This is a genomic window from Flavobacterium sp. N502536 (assembly GCF_025947345.1).
GTDB lineage: Bacteria > Bacteroidota > Bacteroidia > Flavobacteriales > Flavobacteriaceae > Flavobacterium.
On record NZ_CP110011.1, the window covers coordinates 4687555 to 4710364 of the forward strand.

Consider the following 22810-nt stretch of genomic DNA (forward strand, 5'->3'; position numbering starts at 1 on the left):
AGTAGTATACCAAAACTAACTTATTTTAGAAAAAATAGTAAATCTTTAAATATGAAAAAGAATTTCTTTATCTCTTTCGCATTGGTCACTTCCTTATTTGTAAGTGCTCAGCAAAAAAACATATTATTAGAGCAATCTTTTTGGAAAACGGCACCGGATGTCAATGCGGTTAAAGCTGAAATTGCAAAAGGGAACAGTCCCGTAGCACCCAATGCCAATGCTTTTGACGCTACGGTTATTGCAATCAACAACGATGCTCCTATAGCCAGTATAAAATTCTTATTGGACCAACCTGGTAATACAGTAACTAAATTGACTCACGACAACCGTATTTACCTGCACTGGGCTGCTTATAGAGGAAATCTTGAATTGGTAAATTACCTTATTGCTAAAGGGTCAGACATTAACCTTGAAGACAGCCACGCTACTACTCCAATTGCTTTTGCTGCTTCAAACGGTCAGACCAATACTGCTTTATACGATGCTTTTTTCAAAGCCGGAATTGATCCGAAGAAAAAATATGCTGATGGTTCCAACCTGTTGCTAATGGCTGTTGCAGCTGATAAAGATCTTGTTTTAACAGATTATTTAGTAGCTAAAGGATTGTCTCTAAAAGATGTTGACGCTAATGGAAGTACTGCTTTTGACTATGCGGCAAGAACAGGAAACATTGCGCTTTTGAAAAAACTTTTAGACCGAAAAGTAAAACCTACTGATAATGCGCTTCTAATCGCAGCGCAGGGATCACGCAGAGAAACTAATACGCTTGAAACGTATAAATATTTAGTGGAAGAAGTAAAGTTAAAAGCTACTGCTACCGGTAAATCTGGAGAAAATGTATTGCATTTATTGGCAAACAAACCAAATCAGGGTGAAATAATCGCTTACTTCTTAGCCAAAGGTGTTGATGCCAACAAAATCGACAAAGACGGAAATACTCCGTTAATGATCGCTGCCGGAGCAAGAGAAACTGTTGCCTTAGACAAATTATTACCGGTATCAAAAAACATCAACTTACAAAATACAAAAGGTGAATCGGCATTGACATTTGCAGTAAAATCAGGAGCTCCTGAAGCAGTTGCAACCTTATTAAACAAAGGTGCCAATGTAAATGTAAAAGATAAAGACGGAAACAATCTGGGTGTTTACTTAGTACAATCTTACCGTCCGGCAGGCCGTGAAGCCAATGCTGCTCAGGATCCATTCGAAGCAAAAGCAAAATTACTTCAGGAAAAAGGACTTAATTTAGCTGCAGCTCAAAAAGACGGAAGTACGTTGTATCACTCTGCTATTGCAAAAAATGACCTGACTTTAGTAAAAAAATTAGCTTCTTTAAACATTGATATTAATGCTAAAAATAAAGATGGTTTAACAGCTTTACACAAAGCAGCGATGGTTGCAAAAGACGATTCAATCTTAAAATACCTTCTTTCAATTGGTGCCAAAAAAGACATCAACACTGAATTTGACGAAACTGCTTATGCTTTAGCAAAAGAAAACGAATCTTTAACTAAAAACAACATCTCAGTTGATTTTTTAAAATAATCGCTAGAAAGATCGAAATTCCAAATTTCAAATTCCAAATTCCAAAAATATAAAGATCTAAGATCTGAAAAAAGTAATAATTCATATGAAATCAATATTTAAAATAGCGCTTACAGCTGCGTTAATCTGCTTAATCTCTTTCCAATCTACAGCACAAAGCAAATACAAATGTATGCTTCAAATGGCTAATTATATGGGAGAAGGTGCTTACATCGTTGTTTCGCTTATCAATCCAAAAGGAGAATACGAGAAAACCCTTTATGTAATGGGTGACGATAAAAAATGGTACAAATCATTGAAAGAGTGGAATAAGTTTCAAACTGCAAAACCTGCTGATATCAGTGCTAAAACCGGAGCTTCTGTTACCGGTGGAGACCGCAGCATTACCACAATTGAAATCGAAGATTCTAAAATAAACAAAGGATATAAACTAAGATTTGAATCGGCAGTAGAAGATCAGAAGTACTATGTAAGCGATTTAGAAATTCCGCTTACTACTGAAGGATTGGCTGACAAAACTGAAGGAAAAGGTTATATCAGATATGTGAGATTAAACAAAATTTAATTGTAGCAGTCACAAATCGGGCGAAAGCAAACAGGCGAAGCAATCGCACGAACTAACTCTAATTAAATTCTTTGAAAAAAAGATAACCACAGATTCAAAAGGTCTAAACAAATTAAAATTCCTTTTAATCTGTGGTAAAAAAAACGCTTACATTTGATTATACTATAGATTACACCTCCATGACTCTTTCTTTTTGGCGTTACGCACACCTGGCTCTTGCTTTATGCTCTTCTTTATTTTTGATCCTCGCTTCGGCAACAGGTATTGTTCTGGCTGTTGATGCAATGCAGGAAAAAACACTTCCGTACCGTGCCGAAAATTTTGATGCTATAACACTCGAAGAAGCCTTAACCGTTCTCAAAAAGAATTATTCTGAAATCACAACCGTCAGTATTGATCACAATCAGTTTGTAACCGTGCAGGCTATTGATGAAGACGGCAATGACATTAATGCTTATATTGATCCTAAAACCGGTAAACAACTAGGAACACCTCTGAAAAAAAGCGAATTTATTCAATGGGTAACCGGATTCCATCGTTCTTTGTTTCTTCATGAAACGGGACGATTTTTTGTTGGTATTATTTCCTTTTTACTCGTTTTAATTGCAATCTCAGGTTTTGCTTTGGTACTAAACCGACAAAGAGGCATCCGTAACTTTTTCTCTAAAGTAGTCAAGGAATATTTCGCACAATATTACCACGTAGTTTTAGGAAGACTGGCTTTAATCCCTATTCTGATTATTGCGCTTACCGGAACTTATTTATCGCTCGAAAAATTTAATTTTTTCATGAATAAAAAAGATTCCGAAAAGGTTAAAATGGTCAAAGCTGATATTACCAAAGAAGAAAAAGAAACCTCCGTTTTCAAAAAGACGCTTTTAGCGGATGTCAACAAAATTGAATTTCCTTTTACAGACGATCCTGAGGAATATTACATCATCGATTTAAAAGACCGCGAAATCGAAGTCAATCAGGTTACAGGGGCTATTGTCACAAAAAAACTATCTCCCGTGACCGCTCAATTGTCTGATTTAAGTCTTGATCTGCATACCGGAAGGGCTAATGGAATCTGGGCTTTTGTACTTGCGATTGCCAGTATCAACATTCTCTTTTTCATCTATTCAGGTTTTGCTATTACCTTAAAAAGAAGGTCCAGCCGAATTAAAAACAAATACAAAGCCGCCGAAAGTGAATTTATACTTTTGGTTGGTTCAGAAAACGGAAGTTCTTTGCGATTTGCCAATGCCGTTCTCAAACAATTGATCGATCAGGGCAAAAAAGCGTTTGTTACTGAACTGAACAGTTATACGATTTTTCCAAAGGCAGAACATCTTATCGTCTTCTCCTCCACTCACGGATTAGGTGATGCACCTTCTAACGCAAATAAATTTATATCGCTTGTAAAAAAGCATCCTCAGCAGCAAAAAATCACATATTCAGTCGTTGGATTCGGTTCAAAAGCCTATCCTGATTTTTGTGGTTTTGCTTTTGAAATAGACAAACAGCTCGAAAATCAAAATTGGACGGAACGTTTTCTGGAAGTTCAGACGGTTAATGATAAATCGGCAGTTGAATTTGTAAACTGGATCAGATTGTGGGGTGCTAAAATGGGAATTCCGTTGTCGACCACACCTTCTTTGTACAATCACGTACCAAAAGGATTGCAAAAGTTGATGGTTTTAGACAAAACGCTTATTTCCGAAACCGAGCAAACTTTCCTGATTACATTACGTGTCAATAGCAGAGTTAAATTTACTTCGGGAGACTTACTGGCTATTTACCCGGCCAACGACAGCAGGGAGCGCCTCTACTCGATCGGAAGTCATTCCGGAAACATCCAATTAGTGGTAAAATTACATGCACACGGATTAGGCTCTGGTTTTCTAAATGCGCTGGTTCCCGGAAATGTAATCAAAGCCAGAATCATCAACAATAAAGCTTTTCATTTTCCTAAAAAAGCACCTCAGGTTGCCCTTATTTCAAACGGAACGGGTATTGCCCCTTTCCTAGGAATGATCGAACAAAACAAAACGAAGACAGCAACACGCCTGTACTCAGGATTCCGAATGGAAACCGAAACCGTTTCAGGATATAAAAAATTTACGGCTGAAATGATTCAGAAGCAAAAACTGCAAAGTTTTCATCTCGCATTGTCCCGCGAAAATGAACATTTTTATGTAATGGATCTGATCAAACGCGATGCCGATTTTTTCATTAATTTACTGCAGCAAGGCGGTGTAATTATGATTTGCGGCTCACTTGCCATGCAACAGGATGTAGAATCGATTCTGGACCAATTGTGTCTGGAAAGAAATGTAAAGAATCTTTCAGAATACAAGAAAAATGGTCAGTTACTAAGCGATTGTTACTAGTGAAATACTACTTTTAATTCATCGCTAGATTAATTTTATGCTGCTGTAAAAACATAAAAAATAAACTTCAATGTCTATCAAAAAAGTAATCCGTACTTCCTGTTTACTCCTACTGGTACTGTTTTGCAGCCTAAGCACTACTGCTCAGGTGTTGCGAAAAAGAACCACACTGCTTATGGGAGGACGTTTTGACATTTCGATTGTGGCTAAAGATTCGCTTACAGCAGAACAGAATATCGATGCGGTAATTGCAGAAATTACACGAATAGAAAATCTTATATCCGACTGGAAGCCCGATTCTCAGGTTTCTCAAGTCAATCAAAATGCAGGAATCCGACCTGTAAAAGTAGATCGTGAAGTTTTTGAACTCACACAAAGAGCCATACAATTTTCGGAAGCGACCCGAGGCGGTTTTGATGTAAGTTTTGCCGCTATGGACAGAATCTGGAAGTTTGACGGATCAATGACTGAAATGCCTTCACCCGAAGCCATCAAAAAATCAGTAGAAAAAGTAGGCTACAAAAACATTATTCTCGACAGCGTTCAATCGACCATATTCCTGAAATTAAAAGGAATGAAAATTGGTTTTGGTGCGTTGGGCGAAGGTTATGCAACCGATAAATGCCGAAATATGATGCTCGAAAAAGGCATTAAAGCCGGAATTGTAAACGGCTCAGGCGACATGACTGCCTGGGGAAGACAACCCAACGGTAAAGACTGGAACATCGGAATGACCAATCCTTTTCACCCTGATACACTGTTTGCAGTGGTTCCGTTAAATAATGGCGCTGTGACCACTTCCGGAAGCTATGAGAAGTTTGTAGTTTTTGATGGCAAGCGTTATTCTCATATCATTAATCCCGCAACCGGATATCCTGCTACCGGTTTATGTAGTGTTTCCGTTTTTGGACCTAATGCCGAAACCGCAAATGGTTTAAGCACTTCGCTTATGGTTTTAGGACAAAAAGAAGGTCTGCTTTTATTAAAAAAATACCCCGACTACAGCTGTGTGATGATTACAGATAACGGTAAACTGGTCAAATCCAAAAACTTTAAAATCAAAAAATTCAGGGCTAAACTTTAATCTGTTGCGAGTTTTTTTTCACGCAGATTTTTGTTTCTCGCAAAGTCGCTAAGACGCTAAGATTTTTCTCTGTAAAGCTTTTAAAACTTTGCGCCTTTGCGTCTCTGCGAGAGTTTTTATTACTCATAAAATTTCAGGAAAGAAAAATCAGGACTTAGCATCGCTATTTCGTTAACCGCCGTCTCGAGTTGTGCTTGTGTGGCATAAACAAACATCTGTTGTTCGTAATCGCTGATAGCGTCTTCAATTGTTTCAAATGCTCCATTGGTCAGATTATCTGATAAAATTAAGGCGTCTAATAATCCAATATTTGCTCCCTGGCCCGCAAATGGCGGCATGATATGCGCGGCATCTCCGATGAGTGTTATGGGTAAAGGGCGATCTTTTTTCCAATCACAATCCAAGGCTATTTTTCGCGTGGTCCATAAAATAAAAGAAGATGAGGCTTGAAATAACTCCTTGTAAGATTCATCCCATTCCGAAAATCGGGTTAAGAGGTATTTGCGAATTTCATCCGTACTCTGAAATGCTTTCTCTATTTTGACAGCTCCTTCAGGGCTTTTAAAAATAACATTATAACTCAAAACTTTACCGTTTTTGGGGTTCGCCACCAACAAGCCTTCTTTTCCCGCAGTCATGAGTATGGTACCATTGCAGAGCTGACTAAACTTTTTGCAAGTCGTTTCAGGACAAAGCACCTCGCCTTGTATCATAAGTGTGCCGGTATATTCAATTTTGGCTGCGGTAATAAATTCTCTGGCACCAGACATTCCGCCATTTGCTCCAATTACAAAATCGGCAATAGCACTTGTTTCATTCTCAAATTCCAAAAGCCATTTTCCGTTAACTACTTTAAGATTTGTAAACTTGCTGTCCCAGACTACAGTATCTTTTTTCAGACTATTAAGCAGCAGCAGCCTTAAATCGTTTCTGTTAATTTCAGGATTATCATAACGTTCTTCTGGCGCTATTGTTTTAGAGAACAAAATATTACCTTGTCGATCTGCTACAGTTCTCCCCATTGGTATAGCCAAATCAAAATAACGATCCAGTAATCCTGCCTTTTTTAAGGCTTCCTGTCCCGAACCTTTATGCAAATCAAGCGTCCCGCCCGAAATTCTGGTCTGCGCATTTTCATCTCTTTCATAAACCGTAACTTCAACACCGTTTTGCTGTAATAATTTTGCCATGGTAAGACCAACTGGCCCCGCACCTATAATGGTTACTTTTTTATCTTTCAATAACATAATTTTACATTCTAAATTAGAAAGACAAAATTCCGCAATACGACAGTTTCAGGATTGTATAAATGCGACAAAATCATTGTTTATCGTCTGTTGCTTTGCTTTTCGCGCAAATACAGCGGGTGTAGTACCACTGTAACGTTTAAATTCCCGACTAAGATGCGACTGATCAGTGTAACCCAGTTCCTGAGCCAAACCTGCAATATTTAAATTCGGTTCATGCCATAATCGATTGCGTACCTGTTCAAAACGCATTAAACCTGAAACATCTTTAACCGTGTAACCAGATGATTGTTTAAAATTTCTTTCCAAAGTACGAACTGTAGTATGAGACGTAGCTGCTATCCGGCTTACGGGCATATTTCCTCCCCGGCTGTCATTGCAGTTCCGGCTTTAAACAATAAACTATCTTCACTACTTTGCGATTGCATTTTCAAAAAATAATCTTCGACTTTGGCAATTGCCTCTTCTATTTTATGCAAACGAATCAGATCACACAAAGCAGACTGAAGTTCGGCAATAGGATGGGCAAAAACCTGTACTCCATTCTTTCCTTTTGCAGCAGATAATTCAAGCATATCAAAAATCGTCCACGGATAACACCTTATACCAATAATTTCAAATGAATCGATCGAATTGAAAACAGCAGGCTGATTGAGTAGTCCCATTATAAAAGGCGACGGCAAAACTTTCAAACTATCCTGATAAGAAATACTAAGTTCACTCCCAAAATAAAAAATAATTTCAGCATAACCATCCGGTACTACTTCAAAACCGGATTGCTCTTTTTTGCACTCGATCTTGTCATACCAAAAGCATTTTATATTTCGCTGTAATTCTTCGGAAGGAACAAATTCCTGATGGTTGGTTTGAAATGAAAGCATAATTTAGAAGAAATTAGAGACAAGCGATTATTCCACTAACAAAAATCATCTCGCAGAACTGACCTTGTTTCGGATAGTAATCACTTTCAAAATTAAGCAATTATCAGACACCATTTTAGTATCTCATAAAAAACTACCTATCAACACTATACTACAAACCACCATAGCTCAACACTATTTTACTTTGTTCAGTCTCGGGTAATTTAAAAAGTATTATAGTACAAAAAACGTTGTATTCTCTCTCTTCAGATTTCAAATTAATCTCAACATTAGAATTTCTAATGTAATTCTAATGATCTTCTAATTCCTTTATTTAGATTAAATATAAACAATGATTTAAGTTTGCATTCCTATTTAAGAAGTACATAAATCATGAGATTTTTATTGTTATTGTTGACGTTCATTCATTTTTCAGGTTGGTCCCAAAATGGAAATATTAAAGGAAAGGTTACTTTTGGAAACGCTGAATCTGCATTTGGTGCATCGGTTACCATAACCGGAACTCAAAAGTTTGCCCTAGTAGGTAATGACGGTCAATTTGAAATTAAAAACGTTGCGTACGGGAATTATACCCTTGAAATAACTTCACTTGAAGCGAAAACAAAAACAATAAAAGTTGTTGTAAATAGCCCTTCTGTTCCCGTAAACATCTTATTGGAAAAATCAAATGATCCAAAAGCCTTAAAAGAGGTTGTGATCAAAAAGAACTCGGTAAAAAAAGAGATCATGAACAAAGGTTTCTCCGTAAATGTCATCGAAACTAAAGAAGCCGCTACCAGAAATCTGCAAACAAACGAATTGCTTGACCGCTCTGCCGGTGTAAGAATCAGACAAAACGGAGGATTAGGATCGAGCGTTAATTATAACCTGAATGGAATGTCAGGAAACGCTATCCGAATTTTTATTGACGGAATTCCATTAGATACATACGGCTCTTCTTTTAGTCTTAACAGTATCCCCCTGCCTTAATCGAGCGCATCGAAGTTTACAAAGGAGTCACTCCTGCGGAACTGGCCGATGATGCCTTGGGCGGAGCTATAAATGTGATTCTAAAAAAAGGAGCTAAAAACACGCTGAATGCTTCCCTTTCTTATGGTTCTTTTAATACCATTCAATCTAACTTTAGCACTACCTATCGTGCAAAATCAGGTTTTACGGTAAAAGGATCGGGCTTTTATAATTATTCTGACAACGATTATGAAGTATGGGGAAGATTTATTTACAACATAGCACCGGACGGAACTCGTGAACCTGTAAGAGTTAAACGTTTTGAGAACCGATACCGATCTTATGGAGGAAGATTTGAGGCCGGTTTTACCAATGTTAAATGGGCAGACAACTTCTTAATCGGTCTGAATGTCTCTGAAGATCACAATCAGATTCAGCATGGTCAATACATGACAAAACCTTATAAGGGGCGTTTTTCCGAAGCTGATGCTAGCGTAATAAGTCTGAATTACTCCAAAAAAGATTTTCTATTTAAAAAACTTGATTTTTCAACCAATACTGTTTTTAGTAATAAACATGAAGTGGTAAACGATACTGTCAAATGGACTTACAACTGGTTTGGTGAAAAAGTAATTGATTTAAGGACTGGCAAACCCCTTTTATCATACACAGGAGCACAACAAGGCGCACCAACAATCAATACCATCTCAGAGAATATACTTAGCTCCCGAAGCGTATTTACTTATAATCTAAATGAAAAAAACAGATTTATATTCAGTAATTTATTCTATACACTGGATAGAAATGAGGACGATTTAATCAAACCTGAATTTCAAAGAGATTTTGAAGCAACATTTGATTTGCAAAAAACAGTTACTTCCCTAGCCTATGAAATGCAGGCTTTTGAATCACGTCTGAGAACCAATATCTTCGGTAAATTTTATGAACAAAAAGTAAATCACAGAAAACCGGAATTGGTCACACAAAACGGACAAACTACGGTAGTGGAAAGGATTACTAAAAGTTCAACTCCATTATTTGGATACGGACTGGCCGCTTCCTACTTTGTTACTCCTGAATTAATGATTACGGCATCGGCAGAAAAAGCCGTCAGATTAGCAACTGCAAATGAAATGTTTGGAAGACCTAGTGAAAATGTACTGGCAAATCCAAATCTAAAACCAGAACAAAGTAACAATTTCAATGTTGGATTACAGTTTGGCCCTTACGCCATAAACACACACAAAATTTCGGTTGCGGCAACAGGTTTTTCAAGAAATACTAAAGATCGAATAGTTCGTGTCTCCAATGACAGGGTAAATGATGCTATACAAGTTTTACCATTTGACAATCTGGGACGTGCGCAATCCATTGGCTATGAAGCATCGTTTAATTATAGTTTTAAAGACCGATTGTTTGTATCGATGAACATGTCAAAATTTAACTCTTTGTACAAAAAGAAATACGATGATAATGGGAAGGAACTAGATATTTACAACAGACAAATCCCAAATGAACCTTTCTTTACGGTAAATGGAAATATTCAATACAACTTTAAAGAACTGATCCAAAAAAATTCACAGCTGAATTTGTACTACAACTTTGGTTATGTAGATCCTTTTCCAACAATTTGGAATGACCTGCCAGACTACAGAACACCGGCACAATTTGCACAGGATTTAGGCTTGAGTTATGTTTTTCCAAATAAACAATTTGTATTAAGTCTTGACGCCAAAAACATATTTGACAAACAAGTTTTCGATAATTATGCTGTTCAAAAACCCGGACGTGCCTTTTATCTGAAACTGAATTATACCCTAAATAACTTTTAATATCTAATTTTTTAAAACAATGAATATGAGAAAAAATATGTTCAAACTATTTGCATTTGGTTTAGTTTTAGGCGGATTGTCATTGACTACAAGCTGCAGCAGCAATGATGAGAAAGCTGCAGATCCGATAAATCCGGAAACAACTGATCGTTGGATCACCGTTTCAGGAGCATTAATGCAGGAAAACCCGGGTGACGGAAACGGAGGAACTATGGTTTATGCCGTTACGAAAAAAAACGCCAAAGATCCAAACTATTCAATTAATGTTTACGCAGACGGAATGCCGGTACAATCGAACAGAACGGCTCGTTTACAATCCTCTGTAGACGGAAAAACTCTTTTCAACATTACCTACACAGGAGCTAACGGAGGAGAGTTTATGACCTATACCGTAAATGGAGCTAAAAACTTCACACAATCAGGTACAACTGTAAACATTTCTCAATATGCCGGAACATCTCCAAGATGGAACAAACTTTTTGACGGAGATAAAACCGGTGTAGCTGTAAATGTAACTACTCCCGTAATTAAAACAAATCCGGACAAAACTTACATGCATACAAGAGGTACTGCTACTGTCCTTGCTTTAGACCTTAAAGGCATTCGTATTTCAAAATACGATCAGTATGAACTTCCATTAAGCCCTCAGGAAGAAGCTCAGGGACACCATATTTTCCGTTTAGATGCTCCTACGATCAACAAAGCAGGAAATAAAGTAATTATCGGAACATGGTTGCGTAAAACGAATCCAACTACAGGACAAATCGAAACAACATATGACCGTTTAGGTGCTAAATCTGTTGTAGTCGATTATCCATCATTAGCGAATCCACAAGTCATTACTTCTAAAGTTGGTTTTGGAGATACAAGCGGTTTCCGTAGCTTCAATAGTTTCTTAGGAACTGATGGTAACATCTATCAGGCAACTCAAAGAGATACAAACAAAGGTTCATTTATTGTAAGAATCAACCAAAATAATCAATATGATGACTCATTTGTTATCAGTCTTGATGCTGCATTAGGCATAAAAGGATCTTATATTGATGCGTGGAGATATGCAGGAAACGGAATTGCATATGTACTTTACACGCAAACTGCAACCGGTAAACAGGGATTTGTTGCCAGAGTAGATTTGAATGCCAAAACGGCTAAAAAAGTTGAAGGTATTGCTTACGATACTGCTATAGATTTTGGGCAATACCAAGGTTTTGTTGTTGACGGTAACGAACTTTACCTTGCTGTTACACCAGTTGGAAAAGACGGAAACATTTATGTTATCGATATTCCAACAGGAGCCGTAACCAAAGGAGCAAAACTGGTTAACAAACCAGGAAACCATTATATTGGAGTATTCTAAAAAAAGCTGCAAAAGCAGTAAAAGCACTCATAACAATTGTTATTACTTGAGTTTTTTTTTAATTAAAACATTCCGTTTCAGATTTCTGGAACGGAATGTTTGTTTTTAGGACTAATTTTTATTCCTTATTTGGAAATATAAAAGCAAACTACAGCAATCCAATTCATCACTTTTAACTTTTATTTTCCGTAAACGATTCGGTAACTACTTTTTATAAAATATTTTTCATAGATTTGTGTAATCGATTACATTTAAATTTTACCATTTATTGAAATTACTTTTTAAAGTTTTCGAAAAAAGCACTAACGAATAAGGTGATTTTGTAACAATAGATCCTAATTTATAATTAAATTTCAAACCAAATTCATACCCATGAATACTAACCCAAACCAACTTTTGCGTATTGCTCTGATACTTGTGATCCTCTGTTTCTTTCCGGAGAGTTTTGCTCAGGGTAACAAGCCCTATGACACCTATAAAAACATAGAGTTTAAAATGGTAAAAGTCAGCGAGCCGCTAATCCCTCAAAATACCGTAAATCTGAAAGATTTTGGTGCGGTCAATGGCGGATATGTTTTAAATACTAAAGCTTTTTCCGATGCCATAGATGCAGTATCCAAAAAAGGAGGCGGAAAAGTAATTATCCCTCCGGGAATCTGGCTTACAGGTCCAATTATTTTAAAAAGTAATCTTGAACTTCATGCCGAAGCCGGGGCCCTGATTAAATTCTCTACTGATAAAAGTTTATATCCAATTATCGAAACCAGCTTTGAAGGCCTTAACACTTGGCGCTGCCTCTCTCCTATTTATGGTAAGAACCTTGTCAATGTAGCATTTACCGGAAAAGGGGTCTGGGATGGCTCGGGAGAAGCCTGGAGACAGGTTAAAAAAAACAAACTCACAGACGAACAATGGAAGAAATTTGTAGCTTCCGGTGGTGTTTTAAACGAGAAGAAGGACAGTTGGTATCCTTCTGAGCAATATCTAAAAGGGGCTAAAGGTGCGAATCAAAATGTGCGTCACGATCTAAAAACCAAGGAAGAATTTGAAGCCATTCACGATTTTCTACGTCCGGTTTTGGTAAGCATTCAAAATAGTAAAAGAGTAATGTTTGATGGTCCTGTATTTCAAAACTCTCCTGCCTGGAACCTGCATCCATTTATGGTTGAAGATTTAATTGTTAGAAATATAACTGTTCGCAATCCGTGGTTTTCTCAAAATGGCGACGGTCTTGATGTGGAATCCTGCAAAAATGTAATCATCGAAAATTCAAGTTTTGATGTGGGCGACGACGCAATCTGCATCAAATCCGGGAAAGACAAAGACGGTCGTGATCGTGCTGTTGCCTGTGAAAATATTATCGTTAAAAACAACATCGTTTATCACGGACACGGCGGTGTAACGGTAGGAAGTGAAATGTCGGGTGGTGTAAAAAATTTGCATGTCTCTAATTGTACTTTTATGGGAACCGATGTCGGGCTACGCTTTAAAAGCACTCGCGGACGAGGAGGAATTGTTGAAAACATTTACATCTCGGATATTTTCATGACCGATATTCCGTCACAGGCCATCTCATTTGATTTGTACTATGGAGGAAAATCAATTGCTGAAACTTTGGCTGAAGGAGGAAACACCTTAACTACAAAAGCTGTCCCCGTAAACGAAGAAACACCACAGTTTAAAAACATTTCGATCAAAAATATCACGATTAGAGGTGCGTCACAGGCGGTATTTCTTCAAGGTTTACCCGAGATGAACCTCCAAAACATCGAAATCTCTAATTTGATCGCCAAAGCAGAAAAGGGCTTTACAATCATTGATGCCAACGGAATCAAAATCAACAATGCAACATTAGACATCGAAAATAGTACCGTACTTGAAATCTACAATACCCAAAATATGTCTTTAAAAAATGTTGAATTTAATTCGGCCTCGACAAAAGCAATTTCTGTAAACGGAGAAGCGTGCCAGAATATCGAATTGGTTTCCTCTCAAAAATTAGATTTATCTAAAAGAACTACTCTGGGAGAAAAAGTTTCTAAAGGTGCTGTAAAGTTTTAAGATTGTAACCAAAAAAAATAGTTTAGAAAAATCCAGTCATCATAAAAAAAAGCGCCTCATCAACTGAGGCGCTTTTCGTTTCAAAATTTAAAATAATAGGAGCCGCGAAGACTATTTCCATCCGCCACCTAAAGCGCGATACAAATCGACCACTGCTTGCAATTTTTGCAGGTTATCAGTGATTCCGCTTAATTGGGCGGCCAAGAGGTTTTGCTCGGAAGTTAGTACATCGGTATAATTGGTAGCCGAGCTATATTCTAGAAGCTGTTGTGTAAAATCAACTGATTTTTCCAGGGCTTTAATTTGTTTTTCTCTTGAATCTTCTTTTTCAACTGCCATTTCATAAGCATATAAAGCGTTCGAGACTTCCTGTCCTGCTTTTAAAAGACTTTGCTGAAAGTTATTCAGTGCCTGCACTTGTTTGGATTGTGCTGTTGTAAGTCTTGCTTTATTCAGTCCCTGATTGAAAATAGGCTGTGTCAACCCTCCTATCAAAGAGTAAAAAACAGAATTAGTAAAGAAATCTGTCAATTGCAGGTTCGAGAATCCGCCACTTGCGGTAAGAGTCAAACTTGGATAAAAATACGTCTTAGCCATATTGGTTGTTTCGAACGCTGTTCTGAAATCAAACTCGGCCTGACGAACATCAGGACGGTTCTCCAGCAATTGTGCAGGTAAACCCACGGCCAGATTTTCGGGAACCGTCTGATTTCCCAATGTACCTCTTTCGATTGCTCCTGGGCCTTGTCCCAACAAAATATTAAGTGCATTCTCGGTTTCGCGAATACTTCTTTTTAAATCCGGAATTAAAACTTCAGCTGCATGCTGATTGGCTTCACTCTGTACTACTGCAGCCCCGGTTACGATGGCACCTTCTTTTAAAGCTTTAATCGTTTCCACATTTTTAATACGACTTTCTAAGGTTGCTTTGGTTATTTCTAATTGCTTGTCATAGGCCAGCAATAAAAAATAGTTGTTAGCAATATCGGCAACCAATTGTGTCTGAATGGCCTGTTTTGCCGCATCAGTAGAAAGATAGGTTGCCAAAGCCGCTCTTTTTGAACTGCTTAATTTCCCCCAAATATCGGCTTCCCAAGAGGTACTCAAACCTAATTTAGAAGTTGTTGTCAAAGTATTGATGTTAATTCCCGGCGGAAAGTTTAATCCGGCCTTTGATTGTTTGTTATGCGTTACATTGGCATCAATATTCAGCGTCGGATAATAGGCAAGTTTTGCCTGTTGCAAAGAGGCTCTGGACTGTACTATATTTTCGATCGCATTCTTTAAATTGAGGTTCTGATCCAATCCCTTCTGAATTAAAGCATTCAGCTTTTCATCTTTAAAAACGGTTTGCCAAGGCATACTCGCCATAGTGGTCGAATCGGCAGCAGCCTGATCCCGATACAACTTATCCGTCGAAATGGTCGATGGACGTTCGTATTTCTTAGTAATCGAGCACGCACTCAGCAGCGCGGCTGCCAGTACCACAAGAATATATTTATTTGAACTATGAGTCATTTTTTTTGAATTAAATTATTACTCTTTATGAGTTTCTGCCAACTGTACTTCCTCGTCATCGTCACCTTCATCGTCATAATTTTCTTTTGGCGGACCACTCACACGCTCCTGTAAACTCTGGAAAATGATAAACAATACCGGAATAACAAATACTCCCAAAATGGTTCCGATTAACATCCCTCCTACGGCTCCTGTTCCAATGGATTTGTTTCCAACTGCACCGGCTCCCGAAGCAAACATTAAAGGAACAAGTCCTAAAATAAAGGCGAAAGAGGTCATTAAAATCGGACGTAAACGTGCTACCGCTCCTTCAATGGCAGACTGAACAATCGGCAATCCTTTTCGGCGTCTCTCGAGGGCAAACTCCACTATCAGAATACCGTTCTTCGCTAAAAGTCCAATTAACATAATCAGCGAAATCTGTAAATAAATGTTACTGTTCAGTTTGAAAATAATCGAGAACAAATAAGCTCCTGCCAATCCAAACGGAATCGAAAACAATACGGCAAAAGGCAAGATATAGCTCTCGTACTGTGCACTTAACAAAAAGTAAACAAACACCAGACATAATATAAAAATAAAGACGGTCTCGCTTCCTGAAGCTAATTCTTCACGTGTTAAACCTGAAAATTCATAACCATAACCCGCAGGCAAACTTTCGGCAGCCACTTCCTGAATGGCTTTAATGGCATCTCCGGAACTATAACCCGGTTTTGGTGCTCCCGTGATCGAGATAGACGTAAACAAGTTAAATCTTGAAATCGATTCTGGTCCAAATACTCTGGTCATTTTTACAAATTCAGTAATGGGTGCCATGGTTCCTGCGCTGTTGCGGACAAATATTTTGTTCAATCCTTCGGTATTGGTTCTGAACTCCGGAGAAGCCTGAATCATTACACGATATTGTTTCCCGAATTTATTGAAATTGGAAGCATACAATCCACCATAATACCCCTGCATGGTTGACAAAATGGTATTGACAGAAACTCCTGCATCTTTTGCTTTTGCCAGATTAATGTCCATCATATATTGAGGGAATCCCGGATTAAAAGGCGTCGTTGCATATTGTATTTCCGGACGTGCAGAAAGCTTGGCCAGAAATTCATTGTTTACTTTATAAAATTCAGCTGTACTGTGTCCTCCTTTGTCCTGTAACTGGAATTCAAATCCTCCACTTTGTCCGAATCCCTGAATGGTTGGCGGTGAAATAAAGAAGATATTGGCTTCGCGAATTCCACTCGTTTTTGCAAACAGCTGTCCAATTACATCATCGACGCTCAGTTTGCGGTCTTCCCAGCTTTTCAGCCTCACAATTACCATACTGTAGGCACTACCCGCACCTGCTGTAAAGTTCTGACCAACGATACGAAGCGTGTTTTCAACTCCCGGAATGGTGTGCGCTATACTGTCTACTTTTTTCGCCACTACATCCGAACGTTCCATAGAGGCTGAAGGCGGTAAGCTGATGTTTGCAAAAACTACTCCCTGATCTTCTGCCGGAACGAAGGCTGACGGCGTTGTTTTCATCATATAAAACAAGGCTCCCGCAGCAATAAGTATAGAGGCTAGTACAATCCATTTTTTGATGGAAAGGAACTGAACGGAACGTTTGTATTTTTCGGTTACATTGTCAAACGCAACGTTGAATGAGGTGTAAAAACGCTGAATAAAACTTTGATGTTTGTGATCGTCAGCATGTGGTTTTAAAAGCAAAGCACATAAAGCCGGACTCAAAGTAAGCGCATTTACTGCCGACAGTATAATCGCAACCGCCAGTGTAATACCAAACTGCTTGTAGAAAACCCCGGTCGAACCCGTAATAAAGGTTACCGGAATAAATACCGCCGCCATTACCAGTGTGATCGAAATAATCGCTCCCGAAATCTCGTTCATGGCGTGAATCGTTGCTTTCTTAGAAGATTTATACCCATTGTCGAGTTTGGCATGTACCGCCTCGACGACTACAATCGCATCATCGACCACAATACCAATGGCCAGAACCATTGCAAATAGCGTCAGCAGGTTAATGGTAAACCCGAATAAATTCAGGAAGAAAAATGTTCCCACAATCGCAACCGGAACGGCAATCGCCGGAATTAAAGTCGATCGGAAATCCTGAAGGAAAATAAATACTACGATGAAAACTAAAATAAAGGCTTCTACCAAAGTATGGATTACTTTTTCGATTGAGGCATCCAGATTCTCATTAACATTGATCAGAACCGTATATTTTACGCCTTTAGGGAAAGTTTTTACGGCTTCATCAATAAGCTTTTTAGAATTGTTAATTACGTCACGCGCATTCGAACCGGGCGTCTGGCTAATCGCAACCCCTACAGACGGACGTCCGTTTGTTGTACTAGTAGAAGAATAACTTAGCGAACCCAATTCTACTTTTGCCACATCTCTTAATCGCAGCAATTGCCCGTTCCCAGCCGATTTGATGACGATATCTTCAAATTCTTTTGCACTTGTTAAACGGCCTTTGTATTTGATTACATATTGAAAAGCCTGATTTCCGTTTTCTCCAAATTTACCGGGTGCGGCCTCAATGTTTTGTTCTGCCAAAGCTGCCGAAATATCACTCGGAATCAATTTGTACTGCTGCATCACATCCGGTTTCAGCCAGATACGCATCGAATAATCTCTTGAACCAAAAACAGTAACATCTCCTACCCCTACTACACGCTGAATTTGTGGTACCAGGTTGATCTTGGCATAATTTTGGAGAAACGTTTGATCATAAGCTTTATCATCACTGTATAAAGAGAAGATCAATAAGTTACTGCTTTGGCTTTTGGTTACGGTTACCCCTGCCTGAGTTACCTCAACAGGCAATAAACTTGTAGCTCTGGAAACCCTGTTTTGTACGTTTACCGCAGCTAAATCAGGGTCTGTACCTACTTTAAAGAAAATTTTAATAGAGGCATTACCGTCGTTAGTCGCTGTAGAGGTCATGTAAGTCATGTTTTCTACACCGTTAATTTGTTCTTCAAGCGGAATTACGATACTTTTTAGTACCACATCTGCATTGGCTCCGGTATAACTTGCCGCCACATTTACGGTTGGCGGTGCAATGTCCGGATACTGCGCAATAGGAAGTGCTGCCAGTCCCAGTATACCCAGGATTACGATAATAACCGATATTACCGTAGAAAGTACTGGTCGTTGTATGAATATTTTAAACATTTGTTTTTATTTTAAGTCCGCGTAAACAGTTTCTGCATTTTGGTTCTGAGCTTTAATCGTTGTTCCGTCTTTAAGTGCTGCCACTCCTTCCAGAACAATCTGATCTCCGGTTTGCAAACCGCTTTTTACGACATAATAATTTCCTGCGGTATTTTCTAAAACTGTAATATTTGCATTTTTTGTTTTCCCGTCTTTTCCAACCACTACAGCAAACAATTTATCCTGAAGTTCGAAAGTAGCACTCTGAGGAACGATTATCGCTTCGTTAACTTCATTCGGGATTCTGACAGTAGTACTGTTCCCGCTTCTGATGATGCTTTTCGGATTGGGAAAACGTGCTCTGAAAGTAACCGAACCCGTTTCCGTATTGATTAATCCGTTTACCGTTTCGATATGTCCTTTATCGCCATAAGCGGTACCGTCAGAAAGAAGTAATGAAACCGCAGGCATTTTTTTGATTTTAGCTGCCAGTGAAATTCCCGGATCTGTGTTTTGTGTAAAATTTAAAAGCTTTTTTTCATTCACCGCAAAATACGCATACACGTTTCCGATACTTGAAACAGTGGTCAAAGGATCTGCTGTATTGGAACTCACTAAACTTCCCAGACGAAACGGAATGGAACCCACAACGCCATCAACTGGACTGGTTACTGTGGTGTACCCTAAATTGGTTTTCGCATTTACCAGACTGGCATTCGCCTGCGCCAGTGTTGCCAAAGCCGATTCATAGGTGTATTGTGCCGATTCTAAATCGTACTTGCTGATGATTCCTTTTTCAACCAAAGGCTTTACTTTATTGACCGCTAGTTTTGCTGCGCTTAAATTTGCCTGCGCGCTTTTAATACTTGCAGCCGCTGTGCGAACTTCCTGCTCGTACTCGGGAGCACTAATTTTAAACAAAGGCTGTCCGGCCCGAACCACAGCACCTTCATCAACAAAAATCTTATCAATGTACCCTTCAACGCGAGGGCGAATTTCTATATTTTGCTGTCCCTGAATGCTGGCAGGATAATCTGTATATAAAGTCGCCGATTTAGGTTCTAAAGTCAGCGTTTTATATTCTTTAACTTGTGGTGCACCTCCGGCCTGAGCGGTTTTATCATTTTTGTTTCCACACGAAGTGATGATAATAGATGCTGCTAGAATACTTAAAAAAGATTGCTTGTTCATTTTTATCGAATGTATGATTATCTATTTATTAAGGAACAAAAGAACTGAAATAGTACATGCAAAAATTTTACAATAGACGAAAAGCCTGCTGCAATCGATAAAGATTAGATGAGAGCCGATGGAAGATGTTCCCTCATAAATAAGTATTTTTGTAATAGTCTCGTCGGCTCTAAAATGGTTTTTACGGATTGTGAATCTGTTTTGGGCGATTGGTTTTATAAACTGTTCAAATAAAATGTAATATTGTCCTTAAAATCAAAACTTATAATGGCAACCCACTTTTTTAAACCCTTTATGTCTACCGGATTACACATCCTGGCCTGGATACTATTAGGTTACATTCAACTCTTTTATATACCCCTTACCTGGAATATCGTACTTCCTTACATTTTTTGGTTGTGGCAAACTGTTGTCTTAGTTTTTATGATTGTGATTTTTTACTACAATGCCAAAATCATTGTTCCGAAAACAATCATTAAAGACAAAATAGGCCCGTTTTTATTGTGGATTCTCTGGATCATTTTTGCCATGCAGTTACTGTCTTATTTCTATAATTTAAATACCGATTTACATAATAAACTGGCTGCACTTATTGGATTTAAAAAATACAGGAATGATTATTTCGACAACTATATTTTTAGCTTAACCTTACTAGTTTTAGGAATCAGTACCAGTTATGCCATGTTGCAACACTGGCAAAGAGCGGCACAGCACAAACAAAAACTGGAACAGGACAAAACAATGGCCGAGCTGGCAATGCTGAAAGCGCAAATCAATCCGCACTTTTTCTTCAATTCACTTAACAGTATTTACTCGCTTACCTATACCAATATTGAAGATTCCCGCAGTGCATTACACACTTTGAGCCGAATGATGCGCTATCTGCTTTACAGTACCGAAGGCGAAAGAACGACCTTATTAAAAGAAGTCGAGTTCATGAAAGATTTCATTGCTTTGATGAAACTCCGTGCCAACAGTAAATTAACCGTTACAGCGGATATTCCGGAAAAAATTCACGATTACCCGATTGTTCCGATGCTGTTATTGCCTTTGGTCGAAAATGCCTTTAAACACGGCGTACATGCTACCGACAAAAGTGAAATTCATTTTGTACTGAGGCAAAAAGAAACCCATCTTGAATTTGAAGTCGAAAATACTTTTTTCGAAAAAACAGCCACAACAGAACCGGGAGGAATTGGCTTAACCAATACCAAACGCCGCTTGCATCTGATCTATCCCAACAAACATACTTTGACCGCCGGTGTCGATCAAAACGGAAAATATAAAGTAAACCTGCAAATAACGTTAGAACAATGATTGTATTAAAATGTATCGCAGTAGATGACGAACCGCTAGCTTTAAAACTGGTGGAGACCTTTATAGAACAAACTCCTTTTTTACAACTGGCCTGCAGCTGTGATAATGCCGTAGAAGCCATGAGCAAAATACGGGAACAGCAGCCGGACATTGTTTTTCTGGATATCAATATGCCGAATTTAACCGGTATGGAACTCGCCCGCCTTTTACAGGAACAGCCGGGGCCCTTACCCAAAATTATTTTCACGACAGCTTACAATCATTATGCTATTGAAGGTTACCGTGTAAATGCTGTCGATTATCTTCTGAAGCCCTTTAGTTATGAAGAGTTTTTAAGGGCCACTAACAAAGTTTTACAATTGTCAGAAGAAGCATCCAATCAATTTCAGTCGGTTACAGCCGACGATGAATTTATTTTCCTGAAAGTGGAATACCAGTGGGTTCGAATTTCATTAAAAGACATCCTCTATATCGAAAGTCTGAAAGATTATGTAAAAGTACATCTTGAAGATTCTCAAAAAGGATTAATGTCTTTGATTTCCTTAAAAGCACTCGAAGAAAAATTACCTGCCTTAAAATTTATGCGAATCAATCGTTCTTTTATTGTTGCGCTGGATAAAATAAATGCAATAAGCAAGAATTCAATATTTATCAATAAAAATGAAATAACGGTTGGCGAACAATACAAAGAAACCTTTAAAACCATCGTAGACAAATGGTTGAAGTAAATTAAAAAAAATAATATCATGCAAAAAAGATCCAACAAATATTATCTGACTTTAAGCTTAAAAGAGTACGCAAACGGCGAAACAGCACCTGCAAAAGAACTGGGAATAGAATTTGACAATCACGATGAAATATTTGGCATCATCGAAAAAATAAAAGAAAAAAACATATTTGAAAACCCATATGAAGCCACGCAATTTGCACTTGGTTTAAAACTATTCAGCGAGATCAAACTGAAGCACCGCAACAATCCGCTCTTTGAAGAACTCAATGAAGTATTTCCGGTTTTTATGAAGAAACTAAAAAGCTTATAATCTTAAATTCATTTTAACACATAGAGCTATAAAAAAGGCTGAAACGTTATGGTTTCAGCCTTTTTTATACAAAACTAAAGAATCCGTTAATTGCAATTCTCCATTTCGATAATCGAGAACCCATCCTTAAGAATCTGACTTTCAACAGCAGCAGGAGCTTTATCAATATGACAAAATTTACATTCCTTCGAAGTCAGCGGCTGACCTTCCTGCGCTACTGTTTTAAGATACCTTTTGCCATATTCAAAAATCTGGCGCTCATCAACGGTAGCTTCGTCAACTAGTATATCAAAATGCATTACTGTTCCGTCTTTTCGGGTCACATAAGTATCCCACACCGCTATCTTCATACTTTTTACATTTTACAGATCACATTTCACATTTTACAGCAAACATTTCACAATAAACCTACCCAATTACGTCTGCTATAGAAGCTCCAAAATTAATATGAAGCACATTTCCATTGGGTGTTACCAAAGCCGGAACCGATTGCAATCCCGCTTTTTGAGCTTCCGGAATTCTCAATTTATCAACCCCCAGATCGACAACTTCAACCTCCGAAGGGTTAATTAAACTTAAAAGATCCTGTTCTGCACTAATACAAACCGGACAACCGGCATGATAAAAAATTGATTTACTCATTTTAATTTGTTTTTAATTTGACTTTATTGTCTGTACAAAATT

Annotated in this window: 19 protein-coding genes; 11 read left to right on the forward strand and 8 right to left on the reverse strand. The window is 38.2% G+C overall.

What is annotated here, in order from left to right; translation table 11 throughout:
- The first annotated feature begins 51 nt into the window (after positions 1-51).
- From OLM61_RS19585 to OLM61_RS19600, 4 genes are all read left to right on the forward strand, one after another.
- A complete protein-coding gene (locus OLM61_RS19585; protein WP_264524273.1) occupies positions 52-1545 on the forward strand; it encodes an ankyrin repeat domain-containing protein in 1494 nt (497 codons plus the stop codon).
- Between the two features lie 85 nt (positions 1546-1630).
- Positions 1631-2110 carry a DUF2271 domain-containing protein gene (locus OLM61_RS19590; RefSeq protein ID WP_264524274.1) on the forward strand — a complete coding sequence of 160 codons (480 nt, stop codon included), beginning with the start codon at positions 1631-1633 and terminating at the stop codon, positions 2108-2110.
- A 179-nt stretch (positions 2111-2289) separates the two neighbouring features.
- Entirely contained in the window at positions 2290-4482 is a 2193-nt protein-coding gene (locus tag OLM61_RS19595) for a PepSY domain-containing protein (RefSeq protein ID WP_264526400.1), read from the forward strand.
- Positions 4483-4552: 70 nt separating this feature from the next.
- Complete coding sequence (locus tag OLM61_RS19600; RefSeq protein ID WP_264524275.1) at positions 4553-5566, forward strand: FAD:protein FMN transferase; 1014 nt, start codon at positions 4553-4555, stop codon at positions 5564-5566.
- A gap of 119 nt (positions 5567-5685) precedes the next feature.
- Here the strand turns inward: OLM61_RS19600 and OLM61_RS19605 are convergent, their stop codons facing one another.
- From OLM61_RS19605 to OLM61_RS19615, 3 genes are read right to left on the reverse strand one after another with little or no spacing between them, the layout of a single operon-like run.
- Positions 5686-6813: an FAD-dependent oxidoreductase gene (locus OLM61_RS19605; RefSeq protein WP_264524276.1), complete on the reverse strand. Its 1128-nt coding sequence runs from the start codon at positions 6811-6813 to the stop codon at positions 5686-5688.
- A gap of 48 nt (positions 6814-6861) precedes the next feature.
- A complete protein-coding gene (locus OLM61_RS19610) occupies positions 6862-7122 on the reverse strand; it encodes a helix-turn-helix domain-containing protein (RefSeq protein ID WP_264524277.1) in 261 nt (86 codons plus the stop codon).
- A gap of 38 nt (positions 7123-7160) precedes the next feature.
- Entirely contained in the window at positions 7161-7694 is a 534-nt protein-coding gene (locus OLM61_RS19615) for a DUF6597 domain-containing transcriptional factor (protein ID WP_264524278.1), read from the reverse strand.
- A 372-nt stretch (positions 7695-8066) separates the two neighbouring features.
- Between OLM61_RS19615 and OLM61_RS19620 the strand changes: the two genes are divergently transcribed.
- The 4 genes from OLM61_RS19620 to OLM61_RS19635 all read left to right on the forward strand — a co-directional run bounded on the left by OLM61_RS19620 (position 8067) and on the right by OLM61_RS19635 (position 13892).
- Positions 8067-8663 carry a beta-sandwich domain-containing protein gene (locus OLM61_RS19620; RefSeq protein WP_264524279.1) on the forward strand — a complete coding sequence of 199 codons (597 nt, stop codon included), beginning with the start codon at positions 8067-8069 and terminating at the stop codon, positions 8661-8663.
- A 74-nt stretch (positions 8664-8737) separates the two neighbouring features.
- Complete coding sequence (locus OLM61_RS19625) at positions 8738-10474, forward strand: TonB-dependent receptor (RefSeq protein WP_264524280.1); 1737 nt, start codon at positions 8738-8740, stop codon at positions 10472-10474.
- Between the two features lie 25 nt (positions 10475-10499).
- Positions 10500-11831 (forward strand): hypothetical protein, encoded by a 1332-nt coding sequence (locus tag OLM61_RS19630; protein WP_264524281.1) that lies wholly within the window; start codon positions 10500-10502, stop codon positions 11829-11831.
- A 372-nt stretch (positions 11832-12203) separates the two neighbouring features.
- Positions 12204-13892 carry a glycoside hydrolase family 28 protein gene (locus OLM61_RS19635; RefSeq protein ID WP_264524282.1) on the forward strand — a complete coding sequence of 563 codons (1689 nt, stop codon included), beginning with the start codon at positions 12204-12206 and terminating at the stop codon, positions 13890-13892.
- Between the two features lie 111 nt (positions 13893-14003).
- Here the strand turns inward: OLM61_RS19635 and OLM61_RS19640 are convergent, their stop codons facing one another.
- The 3 genes from OLM61_RS19640 to OLM61_RS19650 are packed head-to-tail and all read right to left on the reverse strand — an operon-like array spanning position 14004 to position 19769.
- The gene (locus OLM61_RS19640) at positions 14004-15410 is read right to left on the reverse strand and encodes an efflux transporter outer membrane subunit (RefSeq protein WP_264524283.1); all 1407 of its coding nucleotides are present in this window, start codon (positions 15408-15410) and stop codon (positions 14004-14006) included.
- 18 nt (positions 15411-15428) lie between these two features.
- The gene (locus OLM61_RS19645; RefSeq protein WP_264524284.1) at positions 15429-18599 is read right to left on the reverse strand and encodes an efflux RND transporter permease subunit; all 3171 of its coding nucleotides are present in this window, start codon (positions 18597-18599) and stop codon (positions 15429-15431) included.
- Positions 18600-18605: 6 nt separating this feature from the next.
- A complete protein-coding gene (locus tag OLM61_RS19650) occupies positions 18606-19769 on the reverse strand; it encodes an efflux RND transporter periplasmic adaptor subunit (protein ID WP_264524285.1) in 1164 nt (387 codons plus the stop codon).
- Positions 19770-20036: 267 nt separating this feature from the next.
- On the opposite strand from OLM61_RS19650, the gene OLM61_RS19655 reads away from it, so the two are divergent.
- From OLM61_RS19655 to OLM61_RS19665, 3 genes are read left to right on the forward strand one after another with little or no spacing between them, the layout of a single operon-like run.
- Positions 20037-21086 (forward strand): sensor histidine kinase, encoded by a 1050-nt coding sequence (locus OLM61_RS19655; protein ID WP_264524286.1) that lies wholly within the window; start codon positions 20037-20039, stop codon positions 21084-21086.
- Positions 21083-21814, forward strand: a complete 732-nt coding sequence (locus tag OLM61_RS19660; protein WP_264524287.1) for a LytR/AlgR family response regulator transcription factor — start codon at positions 21083-21085, stop codon at positions 21812-21814. The genes OLM61_RS19655 and OLM61_RS19660 overlap by 4 nt, the downstream gene beginning before the upstream one ends.
- Before the next feature lie 18 nt (positions 21815-21832).
- Positions 21833-22126, forward strand: coding sequence for a DUF3861 domain-containing protein (locus OLM61_RS19665; RefSeq protein ID WP_264524288.1), 294 nt, complete (start codon positions 21833-21835; stop codon positions 22124-22126).
- An 86-nt stretch (positions 22127-22212) separates the two neighbouring features.
- Here OLM61_RS19665 and OLM61_RS19670 read toward each other — a convergent pair whose 3' ends face one another.
- Together OLM61_RS19670 and OLM61_RS19675 are read right to left on the reverse strand one after the other, a co-directional pair.
- Positions 22213-22476 (reverse strand): DUF2024 family protein, encoded by a 264-nt coding sequence (locus tag OLM61_RS19670; protein ID WP_264524289.1) that lies wholly within the window; start codon positions 22474-22476, stop codon positions 22213-22215.
- A gap of 58 nt (positions 22477-22534) precedes the next feature.
- Positions 22535-22768 (reverse strand): thioredoxin family protein, encoded by a 234-nt coding sequence (locus OLM61_RS19675; RefSeq protein ID WP_264524290.1) that lies wholly within the window; start codon positions 22766-22768, stop codon positions 22535-22537.
- Positions 22769-22810: the final 42 nt, after the last annotated feature.